A 19,462-nucleotide genomic window follows, 5' to 3' on the forward strand; every position below is an offset into this window, starting at 1 on the left:
CCGCCCGGTATCCCGCCCGCCGCACCGGCCAGGCCGGGGGCGACGACGAAGGCGGCGATGCGCTGCCCGAGGTCGTCGTCCGGCAGCCCGACGACGGCGGCCTCGCGCACGGCCGGGTGGGCCAGCAGCACGGCCTCGACCTCGCCCGCGCCCACCCGGTAACCGCCGCTCTTGATGAGGTCGGTGGATCGGCGCCCGACGATTCGGTGGTGGCCGTCCGGGGCGACGACCGCGGCGTCGCCGGTGCGGAACCAGCCGTCCGCGGTGAACGACGCGGCGGTGACCTCCGGGCGCCCCAGGTACCCGTCGAACAGGGTGGAACCGCGGACCTGCAGCTCGCCGATGCTCTCCCCGTCCGCGGGCAGCTCGGCCCCCGTCTCGTCGTCCACGAGCCGGGTCCGCACTCCCGGCAGGGTGGTGCCGACCCAGCCCGCCCGGCGCTCCCCGTCCGCTCGGGCGCTGATGGTGATCAACGTCTCGGTCATCCCGTACCGTTCGATCGGGGCGAGGCCGGTGAGGCCGGCGAGCCGGTCGATCACCGGCATCGGCAGGGGGGCACTGCCCGAGACGAGCAGCCGGGCCGAGGCCAGGGCGCGGGCGGTGGTCGGATCGTCGCAGACCCGGGACCACACGGTCGGCACGCCGAAGTACAGGGTCCCCCCGGCCGCCGCGTACGCCGTCGGGGTCGGGCGGACGGTGTGGATCAACCGGCTGCCGGCCCGCAGCGCCCCGAGCACACCCAGGACCAGGCCGTGGACGTGGAACAGCGGCAGTCCGTGCACGAGCGTGTCCTCGGGCGTCCAGGCCCAGGCGTCGGCGAGGGCGTCCAGATCGGCGGCGATGGCCGGGGCGGACAGCACCACGCCTTTGGGGGCTCCGGTCGTCCCGGAGGTGTAGAGGATGAGCGCCGGTCCGGTCCCCCCGGACCCGGACCCGGCAGCCCCCGACCGTGCGGTGAGATCGACCGGCACGGTGGGGATCGTGAGGTCGTCCCAGGCGGGGCTGCCGAGCAGCAGGGCGGCGCCCGAGTCGCGCAGGATGTGACCGCGTTCACGCGGCCCGGAGTCGGGCGGCACGGGTACCGCCGGCACCCCGGCGAGCAGGCAGCCGACGACCGAGAGGACGGTGGCCATCGTCGCCTCGGCGTGCACGGCCACCGCCGGCGCGCCGGCCACCCGACCGGCGACGACGGACGCGGCCGCGAAGAGCTCGGCGCGGGTGAACTCGACCTCCCCGACCTGGACGGCGGGGCCGTCGTGCTCGACGGCTGGCAGTGGGAACAGCGTCACTCCGTCATAATCCCATGGCTGAACCCGTCGACGCTCAGCTCCGCCCAGACCGCCGCCGAGGTGCTGTGCGCGTCGATTCACAGCCGGAGCATCGAACCACCAGTCGCCTCCGGGGGGAGTGTCGCTTTCAGGCGACAGGGGAATCCGGTACGGACTGTAACGGTTATGCCGGCCATGCTGATATAGTCGGTGGCGTGGGGCGGTGGGTGACGACGGGCGCGGGCGGGGCCTACGACCTTGGCTATCACGTCGTCTGGTGCCCCAAATATCGCAGGCCGGTACTCGTCGGCCCGGTCCGTGACCGGCTGGACGCGCTGCTGCGCGAGAAGTGCGCCGAGCACGACTGGCCGGTCGTCGCGCTGGAGATCGCACCTGACCACGTGCACCTGTTCGTGAAGGCTCATCCAAAGCACGCCCCGTCGTACATCGCCAACCAGGTGAAGGGCTTCACGTCCCACGTGCTGCGCGCCGAGTTCGCGCACCTGCGGTCCCGGCTGCCCACCCTGTGGTCGCGGTCGTACTTCGTCGCCACTGTCGGCGCGGTCTCCGCCGACACGGTCCGGCGGTACATCGACACGCAGAACGAACGGCCGTGGCGGCCGGTAGCCGCCCGGTGAGACGGACCTTCAGGTTCCACTCCGCCCGACCGGCCACCAGACAGCCGCCTTGGGCGCGATGCTCGACGACCACCGGGCGCTCTACAACGCCGCCCTTCAGGAACGCCGCGACGCCTACCGGCATCCGAGCCGGACGACGGTCCGCTACGGCAATCCCCGGTTCGCCGGGCGGGCGGCGGGCAGGCTGGCCGCCGCGCAGCGGGACCTGTCCCGCAAGCAGCGCGGCTCGAAGCGGCGCCGCAAGGCCGTCGCGCGGGTCGCGGCGCAACACTGCGCCGTCGTCCGGCAGCGTCTCGACCTCGCCCACAAGACCGCGCTCGGGCTGGTCCGCGACCACGACCTGATCGCCGTGGAGAACCTGAACATCAAGGGCATGACCCGCCGGGTCATGCCCAGGCCCGACCCGGAGACGCCCGGTGTCTTCCTGTCGAACGGGCAGGCCGCCAAGACGGGGCTGAACAAGAGCATCCTCGATGCGGGATGGGGGGTGTTCCTCACCGTGCTGCACGCCAAGGCTGAAAGCGCCGGACGGGCCGTCGTCGGGGCGCCACCCGCCAATACGTCCCGTACCTGCGCCGAATGTGGCCACTGCGCCGCCGGGAACCGCAGAACACAGGCCGCGTTTGTCTGTCAGGCATGCGGCCACAGCGCGCACGCCGACGTCAACGCGGCTACCAACATCCTCAGGGCCGGGCTGGCCCTTCAGGCAGCGCAAGCCGCCTGAGAAGCCGGCGCCTTTAGACGTCGGAGTAGTCACGCGGAGGATCTCGCCCCGAAGATCCCGCACGGGCCCGACCCGGAGCCGTTCGTCGCGGGGGTCCGGCGGTTCGCCGACGCCGGGTTCACCGAAGTCGCCCTGCTCCAGATCGGTCCAGATCAGGGCGGCTTCTGCGACTTCTACGAACGCGTCCTCAGGCCGGCGCTGGCCGCCTTGTGACCCGAGGTCCGGTGACCCGATGGCCCCGGGGGTAGACCGGTCACCGCATCAGCGCCGCTCCAGTTCCGTGGGCCGGTCCGGTTCCGTGGGCCGGCCCAGTTCTGCAAGCCACTGGTGGAGGACTGCGGCGGTGGAGGCGGCGTGTTCGTTCATCATCGTCTGGTGATTGCCGGCGGCGTCGAGCCTTTCGTGCTCCATCACCCAGTCGGTCACCCAGGCTTGGCCATCCCCGTCAGGGTTCTCGGCGACCGCCTGCTGGGGCATGCGCTCCATCGCCCGGACGAGGACGACCGGCGCGTCGACGGTGGTCGGCCGCCAGCCCTCGAACAGGTCCAGGTAGGCGCCCTGCGCGGTGACCTGTGCCTCCGTCATCAGCGCGAAGGCCTGGTCGTTGAGGGCGACGCCGCGAAGCTCCTCCTGGATGTCGCCCTCGGGGATGCGGTCCCCGGGTAGCCACGTGTCGAGCAGCACCACCGCCCCGGGGCGGATCCCGCGGGCCTCCAGCCGGGCCGCGATCGCATGTGCCAGCCAGCCGCCCGAGGAGTAACCCGCGAGCACGATGGGGATCTCGTCGAACGCCCGGGCGATGGTCTCGGCATGCAGGTCAACGACGAGATCCGCGGTGGCCGGAAGCAGCTCCCCGTCGCCGAATCCGGGATGCGGCAGCGCGTACACGTCCCGCCGGCCATGCAGGTGCAGGGCAAGGCGGGCGAAGTTGTGCGGTCCCGACGGGGCGACCATCGAGGGCAGGCAGACGATGGTGGGCCTGGCCGGACCCGAGGCGAGTCTCACCGGCGCGGCGGGCGCGCCGAAGGCCTCGACGGTGCGGAAGACGGGCCTGAGCCGGGCGACGGCCCGCAGGACACCGACGCCCTCGGCGAACTTGCCGTCCGTGCACGCCTGTCGGTACAGCTCGCGCACGCCGATCGGCGCGACCTGCGTCCCGGCCCGCGCGGGGGGCCTGCCGGGCACGATGTCCGGGTGCCGCTGGGTGGCGAGGGTGGCGAGGGCGTCGAGATGGCGGGTGAGCTCGCAGACCGTCGGATGCTCGAAGACAACGGGCGTGGCCAGGGTGAGGCCGGTGGCGGCGGCCAGTCGGCGGCTGAGCTGCACCGAGGCCAGTGAGTCGAAGCCGAGTTCGAGGAAGCGGCGCTGCGGGTCCACGTCGTCGGGCGACGGGTGCCCGAGGATGGCCGCGGCCTCCGCCCGCACGAGGTCGAACAGCGCGCGGGCGCGGGCGGGCCCGGGCAGCGTCCCGTAGTCCACTCGGGCGGGGGGCGCGTCGGTGCCGGTCGGCTCGGCGTCCCCCTCGGGTCCGGCCGTCGTGGACCGGCTCCATAGATCGTCGAAGAAATGCCCAGGGCGGGCGGCGGTGAAGGGTGGGAGGAAGCGATCCCAGTCGACGTCGGCGATGGTGAGCGCGGCCTGCCCGCCCGCGACCGCCCGGGTGAGCGCGGTGACCGCTGCGTCGGGGGGCAGCGGGGTCAGGCCACGGCGGCCCAGGTAGTCACGGAACGTGGCCTCGGCGCCCATTCCGGCGTCGGCCCACGGGCCGAATGCGACAGAGGTGGCGGCGAGACCGAGCGCGCGCCGCCGCGCGGCGAGGGCGTCGAGGTAGGCGTTGCCCGCGCTGTAGGCGGACTGGCCGCCACTGCCCCAGGTCGCCGACACCGACGAGAACAGGACGAAGGCCTCCAGCCTGGTGCCGTCGATCCCGTCGATCCCGTCGATCCCGTCGATCCCGTCGAGTAGCCGGTCGAGGCCGGCGGCGCCGGCGACCTTCCCGGCCACGACCTCCGCGAACTCCCCGAGATCGAGTTTGTGCAGGGCGGTCACCTGTCCCATGACACCGGCCGCGTGTACGACGGCGGACACCGGCCGGCCCGCCTTGGCCAGTCTCCGCAGCAGAGCGGCGAGCTGTTCGTGCTCTCCCACGTCGCAGGCCTCGATGATCGCCTCGGCGCTGAGGGCGGCGAGTTCGGCGCGTAGTTCCTCCGCCCCCGGAGCCGCGGGGCCACGGCGGCTGACGAGGACGATCCGGCGCGCACCGTCGCGGGCGAGCCGGCGGGCGGCATGCGCGCCGAGGGCGCCGGTGCCACCGGTGATCAGGACCGTGCCGTGGGGCCGCCACGCTGGTGGGACGGTGTCGGCTGGTAGGACGGTGTCGGCCCTGACGAGGCGGGGTACCAACAGCCCGGTGGCACGGGCGGCGAGCTGGTCCTCGCCACCGGGGGCGGTGAGGGCGGAGCCGAACCACGCCAGCGTCTGATCGTCGAGGTCGGTCGGGATGTCGATCAGACCGCCCCAGGTGCCGGGGTCCTCCAGAGCGAGGGTGCGGCCGAGTCCCCACATCATGGCCTGGTCCGGGGCGGTGACGGGGTCGTCGGGACCGGTGGTGACCGCGCCGCGGGTGACGCACCACAGCGGTGCGGGCACGTCGAGGTCGTGCAGCGCCTGGACGAGCGGGACGGTGAGGGCGAGCCCGGTGGTCAGTGCCGGATGGATGCGGTGCGGCGTGTCGTCGAGGGCGAGCAGGGACAGGACGCCGCGTACCGCCTGCACCGTCTTCTTCCCGATCTTCTTCCCGGCGAGGCCGCCGCCCGACGGCGGCATGGCGTTCGACAGCAGTACGGCGTTCGACAGCAGCGCCGCGACCTGGGCGCGGTCGGCGTCGTCGCCGGTGAGGGTGAGGGTGACGGCCGTGCCGCCGAGGCGTTCGATGATCCAGCAGAGGCGGGAGAGCATGTCCTCGTCAACGCCGGCGGCCGGGGTCAGCACCGGCCACACGCCGGACAGCGGTGGCGCCGCGATGGCCTGGGCCGTCACGGCGGTGGTGACGTCCGCGGAGTCCAGGGGCCGCCACTCGGTGCGGTAGGACCAGCCGTCCGGGCCCGCCGCGCGGGCCGTCCCGACGGTCGGGCTACGGGGCGCGGGGACGGCGGTGGTCCCGTCGAGCCAGTAGCGCCTGCGCTGGAACGGGTAGGTGGGCAGCTCCCGGTGCCGGGCGCCGCGTCCTCGGTACAGGGCGCGCCAGTCGACGTCGACGCCGTGGACGTGCAGTTCGGCCAGGGCAGTGAGGAGGGTGTCGGGTTCGGGGCGGCCGGCACGGGACGCCGCCGCGGCCACCGTGTCGCGGGCGTCGCGGGTGTTCTGGGCGTCCCGGGTGCTCTGGGTACTCTCGGTGCTCTGGGCGTCGGCGGCTAGGCAGGCCGGCAGGAGCGCGGTCAGGACGGCGTCGGGGCCGAGTTCGAGGTAGGCGACGGCGCCTTCGCGGTGCAGGCGACGGGCGGCGTCGAGGAAGCGGACGGGTTCGCGGACGTGGCGTACCCAGTGGTCGGGGGTGGTGAGCCCGGCCTGGAGGCCGAGGTCGCCGGTCCGGGTGGAGACGACGGGGATGGCCGGCGGGGAGTAGATGATCTTCTCGGCGACGGCTCGGAACCGGTCGAGCATGTCGTCCATGTGCGGGGAGTGAAAAGCGTGGCTGACCGTCAGCCGCCTGATGGCGCGGCCGCGTTCGGCCCAGCCGACGGCGACGCGCTCGACGAGGTCGGCGTCGCCGGCGATGACGGTGGCGCTCGGGCCGTTGACGGTGGCGATCTCGACCCGCCCGGCGAGCCCGGCGAGGGACTCGGCGACCTCCGCCTCGCCGGCGCGGATGGCGGTCATGGCTCCGCCGGCGCGGCAGGCCTGCATGAGCCGGCCGCGGGCCGCGACGAGAGCGCAGGCGTCGTCGAGGGCCCACACTCCGGCGCCGTGGGCGGCGGTGAGCTCGCCGATGGAGTGCCCGGCGAGGATCCCCGGGGCGAGACCCCAGGATTCGAGGAGCCGGAACAGCGCGGTCTCGAAGGCGAACAGCGCGGGCTGGGTGTACTCGGTGCGGTCGAGCGCCGCCGCGCCCGGGGAACCGGCGGGGGCGAACATGACGTCGCGCAGTGGGTATTCGAGATGCGGCGCGAAGTGGGCACAGACGTCGTCGAGGGCGTCGGCGAAGGCCGGGTAGGCCGCATGGAGTTCGCGGCCCATCCCGGGGCGTTGGCTGCCCTGCCCGGTGAACAGGAAGGCGGTTGCGCCCCGGGCGGTTCCGCTTCGGCTCAGCGCCGGTCGGACCGTGCCCAGGACCAGCCCGGCGGTGGGGCGGGCCTCGGCCAGAGCAGCCAGGATCCCGGTCAGGGTCCCGGTCCCGGCCAGGTGCGTGCCGCTGCTGCACGCCGCCGATCCGCGGACGACGGCGACGGCGCGGTGCTCGAAGTGGGTGCGACCCGCCAGGGTGTATCCCGCGTCCAGGGGGGAGATCTCGGGATGGCGCTCCAGGTGCGTGCCGAGCCGGGCGGCCGCCGAACGTAGCGCCGCGTCGCCGCGGCCGGACAGGACGACAGGCACCGGGGCGCTCGCCGGGTTCTCCCCGGCGCGGTCCGCACCCACGGCGTCCGTTCCCGGCCCGGGCGGTGCTTCCTCGAGCACGGCATGAGCGTTGGTGCCGCTTACCCCGAACGCTGACACTGCCGCCCGTCGCGGCCGGCCATCCTGGCGCTGCCAGGGGACGTTCCCGGTGAGCAGGGCGACGTCGCCCGCCGACCAGTCCACGTGCGGGGACGCCTCGCGCACGTGCAGGGTCCGCGGCAGGACGCCGTGCCGCATCGCCTGCACCATCTTGATGATCCCGGCGACGCCGGCGGCGGCCTGGGTGTGGCCGATGTTCGACTTCAGGGACCCGAGGTAGACGGGCCGCCGCGCCGCACGGTCCTGGCCGTAGGTGGCGATGACGGCCCGGGCCTCGATCGGGTCACCGAGCGTCGTGCCGGTGCCGTGCGCCTCCACCGCGTCGACGTCGGCGGCGCGCAGCCCCGCGTTGGCCAGCGCCTGGCGGATCAGGCGCTGCTGGGACAGGCCGTTCGGCGCGGTCATCCCGTTGCTGGCGCCGTCCTGGTTGATCGCGGTGCCACGCAGGACCGCGAGGACGTGATGGCCGTTACGGCGGGCGTCGGAGAGCCGTTCCAGCAGCAGCACGCCCGCGCCGTCGGCCCAGCCGGTGCCGTCGGCGTTGGCGGAGAACGCCTTGCACCGCCCGTCCGGCGCCAGGCCCCGCTTGCGGCTGAACTCCACCAGGATCCCTGGGGTCGACATCACGGTCACCCCACCGGCCAGGGCGAGGTCGCATTCGCCGGCCCGCAGCGCCTGGCCGGCCAGATGCACCGCCACCAGAGACGAGGAACACTGGGTGTCGATGGTCAACGCGGGCCCTTCCAGGCCGAGCGTGTAGGAGACGCGGCCGGCGATCACGCCGGAGGCGTTGCCGGTGAGCAGCTGTCCCTGGGCTTCGGCGGGCGCCGCATGCCAGGCGGGGCCATAGTCCTGCAGCGACACCCCGGTGAAGACGCCGGTCCGGCTGCCCCGCAGCGACCGTGGGTCGAGGCCCGCGTGCTCCAGAACCTCCCAGGAGATCTCCAGCATCAGCCGCTGCTGCGGGTCCACGGCCTGCGCCTCGCGTGGACCGATACCGAAGAATCCCGGGTCGAACAGCGCGATGCCGGGCAGGAACCCGCCATGGCGGGTGTAGGCGGTGCCAGGCTGATCGGGATCAGAATCGTAGAGCGCGTCGAGGTCCCAGCCCCGGTCGTCGGGCAGGCCGCCGACGGCATCCCGGCCCTCTCGTACCAGGTCCCACAGGGCTTCTGGTGAGTCGGTGCCGCCGGGCAGCCGGCAGGCCATGCCGATGATGACGACGGGATCATGGCCCCGGAACGACTCCGAGCCGACCTCGCCGGTGGCGGGAACGGCGATGGCCGCGGGAACGGCCGCGGGAACGGCGGTGGTCGCGGCGGGCTCGTCGATACCCAGCAACTCACGGCGCAGATGGCCGGCGAGGGCCTCGGGGGATGGCCGGTCGAACAACAGCGTGGCGGGCAGGCGCAGACCCGTCGCCGCGGACAGTTCGTCCCGCAGCCGCTCGGCGATGCCGCGGTACACCCCGAGACCACGCCAGGAGGATTCCCGGCCGAGGATGGCCGCGTCGCCGCTGCGCTCGGTCAGCACGGCGACCCGGCCGGCTATCAGGTCCAGCAGGAGCTCGCACTGGGCCGCCTCCGATCGGCCGGCCAGCCGGAGACGCCACGCCTCGCTCGCCCCACCACCGGTGCCGCGCGGCGATCGTGCCTGGATTTCGCGCGTATCGCGCATGCAAACTCCCAGCGTCCTATTCAATGAGGAAACGACGCGTCGGCGACAGCCGCGTCCGTCGCCGGGCGTTCGCCTTCGTCCGTTTCGGCGACGGGTCGACGGACAACGAAGAAGGCCGCCACGGATCAAAGTTAGGGCCAGCCGTTAGCGCTCGGTACGGAGTGGGACAAAATCCCGGAAAGCTGGAGCCGAGAACGACTTGGAATATCTCCTCTGGACGCGGAAGGGTAGGGCTCAGGCAACCGGCGAGGAGTCGGGTCGCGGAGCCGTCCGCTCTCCGTCGAGAGTGCGACGTCCCCATCTTCTCAGGGTACGACCATGCCGGCCGGGGGTGCGTGTCGTCGGTCACGTGTGAATAAGCATGAACGCCATGGGAGTCGAAATGAAATAACTTGCGCGTTTCGAACCCTCCACAGGCCTGTGACCTGCGATGATGTTCTCGATCACGTATTTGTTACTTCATTACGTCCCCATGGTGCCCGATGCTGCGTTTGGGCTTCAAACGTCCTGGCGCGATCGGGCCATGTGAGAATTTACCCGGCCATCCTATGCGCAGGTCTCGGAGCGATCCTGGTACCTTGGCGTACAGATGTCTGCTCTTCCTGTTCCTGGGTCCGTCTGCGATCCGGACTTCGAAGGCCACACCGATCGCGGAGCCGGCGTGCAACGTGTCGGGGATCGCATTTCACCAGGAATTGCTACCCGATACGGTGGTGATTTTCCATCCCCTGGCCGTCGGCGGCCTCCGTGCCCGGCGGCGGCTGATATACCCGCGACCCGCCGCGGCTCGGTGGGACGCGGTTGCGCGGCAGGTGGCGGAGGTCGCCGACCAGGTCTGTCCGGACGCGGCGCACAGCTATTCTTGATCCTCCTGACCGACGCGCTACGCTCGCCTGTTGTGTCTGATACTGCCGCCATGTCGGCGACCGCGCCCGGATCCGGTGACGTCACCAGATTCGGGTCCCCCGGGCCGGTGAGCTCCGCCGACATCGGTGCCGACTCAATCCCCTCCGCTGTGCGCGTCACCGTGGTAGGTATCGGGGCCGACGGCTGGGCGGGGCTGGCGCCGACGGCCCGTGAGGTGGTGCGCGGGGCGGCCGTGCTGTTCGGCGCCGATCGCCAGCTTGCCCTCGTGCCCGAAAGGATCGACGGCCAGCCCGTCGGAGGCCGGCGGGTGCCGTGGCCGTCCCCGCTGCTGCCGGCCCTGCCCCGCCTGCTGGCCGGGCACGCCGGCACCGGCGGTCAGGCGGGGCGGGGTGAGCTCTGTGTTCTCGCGAGTGGTGATCCGATGTTCTTCGGGATCGGCACCACTCTGGTCCGGCTGCTGGGAGCGCACCGGGTGCGGGTCCTGCCCCATCCTTCGTCGCTCTCCCTGGCTTGCGCGCGGCTCGGGTGGGCCGTGGACGACGTCGACGTGGTGAGCGCGGTTGGGCGCCCCCTCGCGCAGGTGCAGGCCGCACTGGCGCCGCGTCGACGGCTGCTCGTCCTCAGCTCCGACCGGGCCACGCCCGTCGAGCTCGCCACCCTGCTCGTCGGGCGCGGGTACGGCGAGAGCCTGCTGACGGTTCTCGACCGGCTCGGGGGGCCGGACGAGGCGCGCCAGAGCGCCCCCGCCTCCGCCTGGGTCGAGGCCGGTGCCCGGGCCTGGGCCGCCGTGGAGCACCCGGGCGGGGCCGCCTCGGTCGTGCCGCAAGGGTCGGTCGTGCCGCCGGGGTCGGCCGTGCCGCAGGTGCCGTTGCGCGAGCCGGCGGACCTCAACGTCGTCGCTGTCGAGCCGGTGCCCACGCCGTCCGCCCCGCGCCGCCCGCGGACGCCGGGCTTGCCTGATGACGCGTTCGAGCACGACGGTCAGCTCACCAGGCGGGAGATCCGGGCGGTGACCCTGGCCCGGCTCGGACCGGTCCCGGGCGAACTGCTGTGGGACGTCGGATCGGGTTCGGGCAGCATCGCGATCGAGTGGATGCGCACCCATGGCACCTGTCGTGCGATCGCGATCGAGCCGCGGGCGGAGCGCGCCGACCGGATCCGGCGCAATGCCACGGCTCTCGGCGTGCCGGCGCTGCGGATCGTGCCCGGCCGGGCGCCCGAGGCCCTGGCCGGGCTGCCGGCGCCGGATGCCGTCTTCATCGGGGGCGGCCTTACGACCCCCGGGCTGCTCGACGCCTGCTGGGCGGCGCTGGGCGGACGTGGCCGGCTCGTCGCCAACGCCGTCACCCTCGAGTCCGAGGCGCTCCTCGTCTCCTGGCACGCCCGCCTGGGCGGTGATTTGGTCCGGTTGTCAGTGAGTCGGGCGGTCCCGATCGGTGGCTTCACCGGATGGCGCCCGGCGAGGCCGGTGACCCAGTGGACGGTGTGGCCCGCCGCCCACCATCCGTCGGTCCGTCGATCCGTCGAAAATGTGGAGGGTTAAGCACGGCCGGCGGCCTGGAAGCCGTGACCAACCCTCCACAGTTTGATTCAGCAGTTCGATTCAGCTGAGCAGGTCCAGCACGCACCGGTCGGCCGGACCGCCGGGGATCGCGTGGTCGGGGGCGGCGAGGTGCCGGTGCCAGAGATCGGCGGCGCCCTGTGTGTCGCCGGCCTCGATGAGGTCGATGAGCGTGGCGTGTATCCGGCGGGTCGCACGGGCGGACGATCGGTCATCGGTGGCGACCGCGGCGAGACTGGTCTCCTCCGGACGGTTGTCGGCACCGGGGCGACCGCCGTGGCTGTTCGTGAGCTCCACGAGATGCTGGAGCATCCCGGTGATCACGGTCAGTGTCTTGTTTCCGGTCAGCTCCACCACGGCCAGGTGAAAGGCGGCCTGGGCCGAGGCGAGCGCGACGGGATGGTCGGCGGCCTCGTCACCCTCGTGGAGGAGCTGGCGTAGCCGGGCGACGTCGGCGGGATCACGCCGTTCGGCGAGCAGCGCCGCGCACGGCGGCTCGATGACGGCACAGGCCTGGTGGACGTCGCCCAGGGCGGCGCCGCGGTGTTCGAGGACGAGACCGGCGTAGCGCGCGGCGACCTCGGGGCTCGGGGTGTGGACCCGCGCGCCGCCGTGGGCCCCGCGCCGCACGAAGATTAGCGCCTCCGCCTCCAGCACCCGGAACGCCTCGCGCAGGGTGGGGCGCGAGACCCCGAACTGCGCCATCAGCGTGGGTTCGGGCGGTAGGGCGTCACCCTCGCTGAGCTCGCCGCGGATGATCCGCCGCCGCAGCTGGCTGGCGACGAGTTCCGCGGTCTTGGGTACCCGCACCCGCTGGCCGACCGGGGACGCGGCGGCCGAACCCGGCGTGGCCGAGACCGGGGCGGCCGGGACGTGGGCGGGCGAGACCGGGGGCTCCGGGTCCGGGGTGGCCTCCGTGGTGGATGCCCCGGCGACGGACGTGCCCGGGATGGTTCCCGCCGGAGCGGCTGGCCATGCCATGAGCGGTCCTCCTGCACAGCGGGCGTCGATCGTTGCCTAATGATCGTCGGATATCGGTGGACTGTGTGGCATATTTATGTTAAAAGACGGCGATTCGTCCGGATTGTCGACATCGTGGCCTCAACATCATGCTTGGCGAAAGGGCGCGCCCGATCCACGGCATGACACCGACGTGGCCTGACGTGGTAGGGCCTGACGTGGGATGAGTGCACGATGGGTACCGTCTCGCCGGGCTTTCAGGGCCGTCGGCGGTCCGCGCCCCCGCGCCTTCCTCCTGGTCAGTACCTGCGTGAACGCGGCGATCAACATCCTCCGGAGTAGTCACGTCTGCGGGCCGAACGGCTTCTTGTCGGCTTGGTCTCGCTTTCAACGGTGATTTCCGATGTATGGTCTACTGGGATATTTGTCGGTCCCGGTGGGGAGCGCCCGCGGACGCGGTCGCCTGACGATCGACGACGGTCCGCATCCAGCGTGGACACCGCGGATGCTCGACGTCCTGCGCCGGGCTGGACCGGCTGGCCCGCGGGTTGAAGAACGTCACCGACTCCCGCACGGGCACGCGGAAGGGCCGCCGGGGCGGCTTTCCCCGGTTCAAGAAACGCGGGAAGGCCCGCGACTCGTTCCGCTACACCACCGGCGCCTACGGGCCGGCTGGGGATCGGCACGTGAAGCTGTCCCGGATCGGCCGGGCAGTGCCGGTCGCCGTAGACGCGCCGCCACCCTCGGTCGCCTCCATACCCGCGTCGCCTACCAGCGCCGCGACGGGCTGCGCAAGCTTACGACCAGGCTTACGACCAGCCATGACGGCGTGGTCGTCGAGGACCTGCACGTGGCCGGGCTCGAAGACCTGTTCCGGCTGTGGCGGGCGAAACCCAAGCCTCACCCTGTCGGACCGTATCTTCGCCTGCCAGTCCTGCGGGCTGATGATCGACCGTGACGCCAACGCCGCGGTCAACCTGAAGCACCTCGTCGCCGCCAGTACGTCGGAGACGGTAAACGCCCGTGGAGGCGCCCAGCCGTTCAGTCATCGCACACCGGCGCAGATCCGGGCCGAGATGGTCCGCGCCCAGTCGGTCATCGTCGACGCGGGCGGGAAACCGCCCGGCTCTTCCGCGCGCCGGGTGGTGACTGGTCGCCGGCGAGGGTTCATCGGCACCGGGCGGGGCACGTTCCTGGCGTTGGCCACGGAAGGAGCTCCCGATGACCCACGTCGCCGACATCGACTCCCCCTGGTTGGGCGCCTGGCGCATTCCCCGCAGCCGGGGTGCGGTCAGTGGTCTGCTGCTGATGCTCTTGGGAGTGTGGGGGGCGCTGATTCCGTTCATCGGGCCGTACTTCGACTTCGCCTTCACCCCGAACAGCGCCTGGACCTGGACGTCGGCCCGTTTCTGGTTGGAGGTGCTGCCGGGTGCCGCCGCGTTCGTCGGTGGGTTCCTGCTGTTGATGAGCTCCACTCGGGGCACCGCCGCGCTGGGTGCGTGGCTCGCGATTGTCGCCGGCGCCTGGTTTGTCGTCGGCCCGACGCTGGCGGGCCCCTGGGACCTCGGCGCGCTCGGCCGGCCGGTCGGTGGGTCCGCCCGGCAGGCGCTCGTCTGGATCAGTTTCTTCTACGGCCTCGGCGCCGTGATCCTCTTTCTCGGTTCGACCGCGTGGGGTCGGCTGAGCGTGCGGGGGGTGCGCGACGTGGCCGCGGCGCGCCGTCAGCGGGAACTCCGGGAGCAGGCGGCCATGCGCCCGGGCCCCCTGGCGGAGCCGGAGGTCTATCCCAGCGACCGCCTCAGTGCCTCGGTTCCGGCCGAGGGTGCTCCGGCCGAGGGAGCCGAGGAACGCACGGGCGCGTTCGGCCGTCATCGGCGCCGCAGCCACCACTGACGGAAGGATCCGTCGGGGGGAACAGGGGAAGCGTGCGTCTCAGGGCCGGCCGTGCGCCTCAGGGTGGGCTGAGCGTCTCGACCCGGAGTGGTTTCGTGGGTCGGCACCGGCGAAGTCCTGCGTCCAGTAGGTGCCGTACGCGCCGCCGGTGGCGTAGCCCACGCCGATGGCGGTGAAGGCACAGGTGAGGATGGTCGTCCGCCGATCGGCGCTGTCCATCCACATCTGCACGGTCCGAGCCGCGGTGAGCGATCTGGCGGCGATGTTCTCCCCGATGAGATCGGCGGTGTACCCGTTGGCGGCCAGCCGCTTGTCGAGGCCGCGACCGTCCCTGCCGGTGTAACCGAAGTAGCCGTTCGCCGCCATGTCGGCGCTGTGCGCCTGCGCCGCGGCTGCCAGCCGGGCGTCGACCGTCAGCGCGCCGCAGTCCGCTCGGACCCGCTCGATATTGGTCAACCGGACCACCTCGGCGGCCTCGGTGCCGGTCCGGGGCGGGGCGACGGGCGGCGTCCGCGTCGAAGCCGGAGCGGGGGCGCTCGTGCCCGGTGCGACGCTCGTGCCCGGTGCGACGAGGGGCGCCTGCACCGGAACCGGCAGGCGGGCATCGTCCGGCAGGCCCGCGGGCGGTTCGTCGGTCCGTGGCGGTAGCGGGGCCGTGGCCGTGGACAGGCCGGACGACGCCGTCGGCGATGTCCTCGCCGGCTCCGCGACCGGTTCCGGGTGCGGCTGCGTGGTCGGTTGGGCGAACGACCCCGCGGTGAGCTCCGTGTGCGCCGCCCCGGACGGGTGCGGCGGGATGGGAGTCGCGGCGATCGTGATCTCCTGGTCGGCCCGGGCTCCCGTAGACGGCGTCGCCGACGCTGCCTTGCCGGCGGGAAACGCCTGGCAGGCCGTGGTGAGCGCCGCTGCGAGGGCGGCCACGGACGCGGCGGCGATGACGGTCGTGAATCGAACCGAACCCATAAGGCCTCCTCGGGTCTCCCCCCCGGGAGCAATACGAGCAAAGATAACGAATTTCGCGGGTGGCGCTCCTCGCCTGTCATCTTGTGGTCCAGCCGTGGTAAGGCCGGAACCGGATGCGCTGGCCGGGCCGGCATTGCGCGGCCAGGTGCAGATCCTCGGACGCGACGACGCCCAGCATGGGATAACCCCCGGTGACCGGATGGTCGACGAGGAAGAGGACCGGCCGCCCGTCCGGGGGGATCTGGATTCCCCCGGTGACGACGGCCTCCGAGGGTAGCTCCGCGGTGATCCGGCGGCGTGGCGCCGGCCCGAGGAGCCGCACGCCGACCCGGTCGCTCTGGGCCGTCACCTCATAGGACGCGGAGAACAGCGTGGGCAGCGCGTCCGCGGTGAACCAGTCGTCGCGGGGGCCGGCGAGGACCCGCAGGGTCGGTTCGTCCGGGTACTGGGCGAGCGGGGCGAGGTCGACGGTCGGCGGGTCCGCGCTGTCGGCCGCCGGCGGCAGCTGCCGACCGGCGGTCAGCGGTTGCGGACCGATCCCGGAGAGGGTGTCACTCGATCGTGAGCCGAGCACCGGCGGGACACCGATCCCCCCGCGAATTCCGAGGTAGGTGCGCAGGCCCCGATCGGGTGCCCCGATCCGCAGCAGCGCGCCGGCGGGCACGTCCACCGGGGAGTACATGCTGATCTGGCGACCGGCGAGTTCCAGCGGGCACGGCGCGCCGGTCAGCGCGATCAGCGCCGGATCCGTGAACCGTGCGATGAGGCCGCCGTAGGTGAGCTCGACCGCCGCCGCGGTCGCGACGTTGCCGACGAGCCGGTTCGCCAGCAACAGACTGCGACGGTCGGCAGCGCCGGACCGGGTGATGCCCAGGTGCGCGAGCCCTGGCCGGCCGAGATCCTGGACCGTGGCGAACGGGCCTGGTGCGACGATTTCGATCATGAAATCTTGATCATGATATTTCGATCACGACACCGCCCGGGCAGCGTCGGCGTCGGCGATGGCGTCGGCGATGGTGATGGCGATGAACCGCACCCGCGTGCCCGGGGCCAGCACGGCGGGCGGCTCCCGGCCGGGATCGAAGACCCGCAGGTCGGTATGGCCAATCAGCCGCCATCCGCCGGGCGAGGTCCGCGGGTAGATGCCGCTGAACTCGTCGGCGATGGCGACCGCGCCCGCGGGGACCCGGGTGCGCGGGCTGTCCCGGCGTGGCACGCGCAGCGCCGGGTCGAGGCCCGCGATGTAGGCGAAGCCGGGAGCGAAGCCACAGAACGCGACCCGGCGCCCGCCACGTACGTGCCGGTCCACGACCTGCGTCGGAGTCAGTCCGCTGAGCCGGGCGACCTCGGCCAGATCGGGGCCGTCGTAGCGCACCGGTATCGTCACGACGTCCCGGTTAAGCGGGGGACCGGCCTGCGGCCCGGGGCCGGACGAGGGATCGGGACCGGTCTGCGGCGCAGGACCGGTCTGCGGCGCAGGACCGGTCTGCGGCGTGGGACCGGGCGTGCCGGGCTGAGCCCCGGCGGCGCGCAGCAGGGCGGCGCTCAGGCGCCCGGCGTCGGTCGCCGCGGGATCGAACGCGACCAGCACCGTCCGCGCCGCGGGAACCAGTTGGATGATCCCGACCGGGGCGATCCGCCGCAGCCGCGCGTAGAGGGCCTCGGCCTCGGCCAGGCCGGCCACCTCGACGAGCAGTGCCTCGTCACCGCAGGGCAGGATGCGCATCGCGATCCTCTCAGCTGAACGGGATCAGGGGGACACCCGCGTCGAGCAGGGCCTGGCGTAGCCGTCTGACCAGCTCGACCGCGCCCGCCGTGTCCCCGTGCACGCAGAGAGAGCGGGCGCCGACGTCCACCGGTGTGCCCTGCCGGCTGACGACCACGCCCTTGACCGCCATCCGCACGCCGCGCGCGACGACGACGTCGGGATCGTGCAGGACGGCGTCGGCCGTGCGCCGGGAGACCAGAGTGCCCGCGGCCGTGTAGGCGCGGTCGGCGAACGCCTCGCCGACCGCGGTCAGGCCGGCCTCGCTCGCGCGCTGCAACCACGCCGATCCGGGCAGGCCCAGGACCGGCAGCGTCGCGTCGTAGCAGCGGATGGCCTCGACGACGGCCTGCGCCTGCTCCTCGTCGGTGACGATGGCGTTGTAGAGGGCGCCGTGCGGCTTGACGTAGCGGACCCGGTCGCCGGCCGTCCGGGCGAAGGCGTCCAGCGCGCCGAGCTGATAGAGGACGTCGTCACGTAGATCGTCGGGGTCCATGTCGATGCGGCGGCGACCGAAGCCGGCGAGGTCGCGGTAGCTGACCTGGGCGCCGATGCGGACTCCGCAGCGGACCGCCTGCTCGCACGTCCGCCGCATTGTCGCGGGGTCACCGGCGTGGAACCCGCAGGCGATGTTGGCGCTGGTGACCAGGTCGAGCAGGGCTTCATCCTCGGTGAGGCGCCAGACCCCGAAACCCTCGCCAAGGTCGGCGTTGAGATCGAGGGGACGCGGCGGATCCGCCGGAGGCGGTGGTGCGGCGGGATGTGCCTGTCTGGCGGGATGTGCCTGTCCGGCGGGAGGCGGTGGCTCGGCCGGGTTCGGCGGATCGGCCGCCCCGGTGGTCGCCCAGTCCGGCCGAGGTCGCTCCCGCCTGCCGGGATCTCGCTGGTCGCCCATGCTGCCAATTGTTCACCACCTCGGCACTGGCGATCCGCCCCCGTCGGCACGGTGGCGGGTGGGGGCGCGACGGGGTGGTCATAATCGTGACCTGGCCGGATCCACCCTGGCCGGATCCACCCTGGCCGGATCCACCCTGACCGGGACCGCCGCTCCCGCGGTGCCGATCGGCCCGTTCCGCCATTCCCGCGGGCCGGCCGACGCCCCGGTCGTCGTCGTCGAGTATGCCGACTTCGAATGCCCGTACTGCGCCCGGGCGGCTCCCGTCCTGCACGAGTTCACCGAGACCTCGCAGGGGCAGGCCCGGCTGGTCTTCCGGCACTTCCCGGTGTTCGACGTCCATCCCTACGCGCTTACCGCGGCGCACGGGCGGTTCTGGGAGATGCACGACCAGCTCTTCGCCCATCAGGACCGGCTGGCCGTCGGCCGGTGAATTTGGGGGACCTGAGCACGGTCTGCGGTCCCTGGACCGTGCCTGGCTCCCCACAATTCGGCTGCCGCGCGATCATGCCAGACCGGACAGGTCGGACAGGTCGGACAGGTCGGACAGGTCGGCCAGATCGGCCAGATCGGCGTGCATCTCCCAGACCAGGATCTCGGTGGGAGCCGAGGCGCTGACCCGCTGACCGCCGGTCGCGGTGAACCGGACCGCGTCCCCGGCGCGCAGCACACCCGTCCCCTCCAGCGTCACCTCGCCCTGCGCCACGAACAGGTGCAGGTAGGGAGCCTCGGGAAGCCTGATGTCCCGACCGGGGCTGAGCCGGGCGGCGCACAGGGCCGCGAACCGGTTTCTGATCGTGATCGCGCTCTGCCCGCGGTGCCTGGCCATCCCGGACGCCACCGGTACCAGGCCGCCGCGTAGCAGCTCGTCGTCGATCTCCAGCTGCTCGTAGCCGGGGTCGATGCCCCGGCGGTCCGGTGCGACCCACATCTGGACGAAATGCACCGGCTCGTCATGCGGCTCCCCGCCGCCGTCGAGACGCCAGGAGTCGTTCTTCTCCGAGTGCAGGATCCCGCGACCGGCGCTCATCCGCTGCGCGAGTCCCGGGTGGATGACGCCGGAGTGGCCGGTGGAGTCCTGGTGCACGAGCGATCCGCGCAGGACCCAGGTGACGATCTCCATGTCCCGGTGCGGATGGGTCTCGAACCCGGTCCCGGCAGCGACCGTGTCGTCGTTGTTCACCAGCAGCAGACCGTGGTGGGTGTTCGACGGATCGTAGTGATGGCCGAACGAGAAGGAATGGTGGGAGTCGAGCCAGCCGACGCGCGTCGCCGCTCTGTCGTCCGCCCGGCGAATGTCGATCCGCGGCTGTGGCTGTGGCCGCGGGCGCGGACCCGCGGAGGGGGGTGTGGCGGTAGAAGGGACCGCGGTCGGTGGGGTGGACGACCCGGGGGAGGACGGCGTGGCCCTCATGGTGAACCCTCCTTCACGGTAGGCAGGACGATGCCTGCGCAGTCCAGCGTCGTCGGGGCCACGGACATTCCACGGCTCGCGTCCCGCCCAGGCAGATGACCCGCCGGTTAGTACTCCAACCCGA

General features: G+C 72.6%; 12 protein-coding genes and 4 pseudogenes. 8 read left to right on the forward strand and 8 right to left on the reverse strand.

Annotated features, from left to right (window positions below; all coding sequences use genetic code 11):
• The coding region (locus ACY5KJ_RS06770; RefSeq protein WP_462203003.1) for an acyl-CoA synthetase at window positions 1–1,289 on the reverse strand (1,289 nt) is incomplete at its 3' end.
• Window positions 1,290–1,483: 194 nt separating this feature from the next.
• On the opposite strand from ACY5KJ_RS06770, the gene tnpA reads away from it, so the two are divergent.
• Both tnpA and ACY5KJ_RS06780 read left to right on the forward strand, forming a co-directional pair.
• Complete coding sequence (gene tnpA, locus ACY5KJ_RS06775; protein ID WP_462186034.1) at window positions 1,484–1,906, forward strand: IS200/IS605 family transposase; 423 nt, start codon at window positions 1,484–1,486, stop codon at window positions 1,904–1,906.
• Window positions 1,903–2,630, forward strand: a pseudogene (locus ACY5KJ_RS06780) (RNA-guided endonuclease InsQ/TnpB family protein). Before tnpA ends, ACY5KJ_RS06780 begins: the two are co-directional and overlap by 4 nt.
• A 261-nt stretch (window positions 2,631–2,891) precedes the next feature.
• Here ACY5KJ_RS06780 and ACY5KJ_RS06785 read toward each other — a convergent pair.
• A complete protein-coding gene (locus ACY5KJ_RS06785; protein WP_462203004.1) occupies window positions 2,892–9,020 on the reverse strand; it encodes an SDR family NAD(P)-dependent oxidoreductase in 6,129 nt (2,042 codons plus the stop codon).
• 916 nt (window positions 9,021–9,936) lie between these two features.
• Between ACY5KJ_RS06785 and cbiE the strand changes: the two genes are divergently transcribed.
• Window positions 9,937–11,430, forward strand: a complete 1,494-nt coding sequence (gene cbiE / locus ACY5KJ_RS06790; protein WP_462186030.1) for a precorrin-6y C5,15-methyltransferase (decarboxylating) subunit CbiE — start codon at window positions 9,937–9,939, stop codon at window positions 11,428–11,430.
• A gap of 60 nt (window positions 11,431–11,490) precedes the next feature.
• Here the strand turns inward: cbiE and ACY5KJ_RS06795 are convergent, their stop codons facing one another.
• The gene (locus ACY5KJ_RS06795) at window positions 11,491–12,429 is read right to left on the reverse strand and encodes a FadR/GntR family transcriptional regulator (protein WP_462186029.1); all 939 of its coding nucleotides are present in this window, start codon (window positions 12,427–12,429) and stop codon (window positions 11,491–11,493) included.
• Between the two features lie 213 nt (window positions 12,430–12,642).
• Here ACY5KJ_RS06795 and ACY5KJ_RS06800 point away from each other — a divergent pair.
• From ACY5KJ_RS06800 to ACY5KJ_RS06815, 4 genes and pseudogenes are all read left to right on the forward strand, one after another.
• A pseudogene (locus ACY5KJ_RS06800) lies at window positions 12,643–12,723 on the forward strand (sulfite oxidase-like oxidoreductase); the annotation flags it as partial.
• A gap of 190 nt (window positions 12,724–12,913) precedes the next feature.
• Window positions 12,914–13,213 (forward strand): annotated as a pseudogene (locus ACY5KJ_RS06805) (hypothetical protein); the annotation flags it as partial.
• Window positions 13,214–13,229: 16 nt separating this feature from the next.
• Window positions 13,230–13,343, forward strand: a pseudogene (locus ACY5KJ_RS06810) (hypothetical protein); the annotation flags it as partial.
• A gap of 286 nt (window positions 13,344–13,629) precedes the next feature.
• The gene (locus ACY5KJ_RS06815) at window positions 13,630–14,301 is read left to right on the forward strand and encodes a hypothetical protein (RefSeq protein WP_462186028.1); all 672 of its coding nucleotides are present in this window, start codon (window positions 13,630–13,632) and stop codon (window positions 14,299–14,301) included.
• Between the two features lie 39 nt (window positions 14,302–14,340).
• On the opposite strand, the gene ACY5KJ_RS06820 is transcribed toward ACY5KJ_RS06815, so the two are convergent.
• The 4 genes from ACY5KJ_RS06820 to ACY5KJ_RS06835 form a co-directional block, all read right to left on the reverse strand.
• Window positions 14,341–15,264, reverse strand: a complete 924-nt coding sequence (locus ACY5KJ_RS06820; protein ID WP_462203005.1) for a CAP domain-containing protein — start codon at window positions 15,262–15,264, stop codon at window positions 14,341–14,343.
• Window positions 15,265–15,340: 76 nt separating this feature from the next.
• Window positions 15,341–16,207 carry a 5-oxoprolinase subunit C family protein gene (locus ACY5KJ_RS06825; RefSeq protein WP_462203006.1) on the reverse strand — a complete coding sequence of 289 codons (867 nt, stop codon included), beginning with the start codon at window positions 16,205–16,207 and terminating at the stop codon, window positions 15,341–15,343.
• Window positions 16,208–16,231: 24 nt separating this feature from the next.
• Window positions 16,232–16,990 (reverse strand): 5-oxoprolinase subunit B family protein, encoded by a 759-nt coding sequence (locus ACY5KJ_RS06830; protein ID WP_462186025.1) that lies wholly within the window; start codon window positions 16,988–16,990, stop codon window positions 16,232–16,234.
• A gap of 10 nt (window positions 16,991–17,000) precedes the next feature.
• On the reverse strand, window positions 17,001–17,924 hold the full coding sequence (locus ACY5KJ_RS06835; protein WP_462186024.1) for a LamB/YcsF family protein: 924 nt from the start codon (window positions 17,922–17,924) through the stop codon (window positions 17,001–17,003).
• Here ACY5KJ_RS06835 and ACY5KJ_RS06840 point away from each other — a divergent pair.
• Window positions 17,923–18,357 (forward strand): DsbA family protein, encoded by a 435-nt coding sequence (locus tag ACY5KJ_RS06840; protein ID WP_462203007.1) that lies wholly within the window; start codon window positions 17,923–17,925, stop codon window positions 18,355–18,357. The two genes, ACY5KJ_RS06835 and ACY5KJ_RS06840, sit on opposite strands and share 2 nt — an antisense overlap.
• A gap of 72 nt (window positions 18,358–18,429) precedes the next feature.
• On the opposite strand, the gene ACY5KJ_RS06845 is transcribed toward ACY5KJ_RS06840, so the two are convergent.
• The gene (locus tag ACY5KJ_RS06845) at window positions 18,430–19,338 is read right to left on the reverse strand and encodes a pirin family protein (protein ID WP_462203008.1); all 909 of its coding nucleotides are present in this window, start codon (window positions 19,336–19,338) and stop codon (window positions 18,430–18,432) included.
• Between the last annotated feature and the right edge of the window lie 124 nt (window positions 19,339–19,462).

The sequence above is a fragment of the Frankia sp. CcWB3 genome (genome assembly GCF_977927595.1).

What these genes read in the sequence shown, in the direction of transcription:
- ACY5KJ_RS06785 (WP_462203004.1), bottom strand. Translation starts at nt 9,020, where the DNA reads ATGCGCGATACGCGCGAAATCCAGGCACGATCGCCGCGCGGCACCGGT.
- cbiE (WP_462186030.1), top strand. Translation starts at nt 9,937, where the DNA reads ATGTCGGCGACCGCGCCCGGATCCGGTGACGTCACCAGATTCGGGTCC.
- ACY5KJ_RS06795 (WP_462186029.1), bottom strand. Translation starts at nt 12,429, where the DNA reads ATGGCATGGCCAGCCGCTCCGGCGGGAACCATCCCGGGCACGTCCGTC.
- ACY5KJ_RS06815 (WP_462186028.1), top strand. Translation starts at nt 13,630, where the DNA reads ATGACCCACGTCGCCGACATCGACTCCCCCTGGTTGGGCGCCTGGCGC.
- ACY5KJ_RS06820 (WP_462203005.1), bottom strand. Translation starts at nt 15,264, where the DNA reads ATGGGTTCGGTTCGATTCACGACCGTCATCGCCGCCGCGTCCGTGGCC.
- ACY5KJ_RS06825 (WP_462203006.1), bottom strand. Translation starts at nt 16,207, where the DNA reads ATGATCGAAATCGTCGCACCAGGCCCGTTCGCCACGGTCCAGGATCTC.
- ACY5KJ_RS06830 (WP_462186025.1), bottom strand. Translation starts at nt 16,990, where the DNA reads ATGCGCATCCTGCCCTGCGGTGACGAGGCACTGCTCGTCGAGGTGGCC.
- ACY5KJ_RS06840 (WP_462203007.1), top strand. Translation starts at nt 17,923, where the DNA reads ATGCTGCCAATTGTTCACCACCTCGGCACTGGCGATCCGCCCCCGTCG.
- ACY5KJ_RS06835 (WP_462186024.1), bottom strand. Translation starts at nt 17,924, where the DNA reads ATGGGCGACCAGCGAGATCCCGGCAGGCGGGAGCGACCTCGGCCGGAC.
- ACY5KJ_RS06845 (WP_462203008.1), bottom strand. Translation starts at nt 19,338, where the DNA reads ATGAGGGCCACGCCGTCCTCCCCCGGGTCGTCCACCCCACCGACCGCG.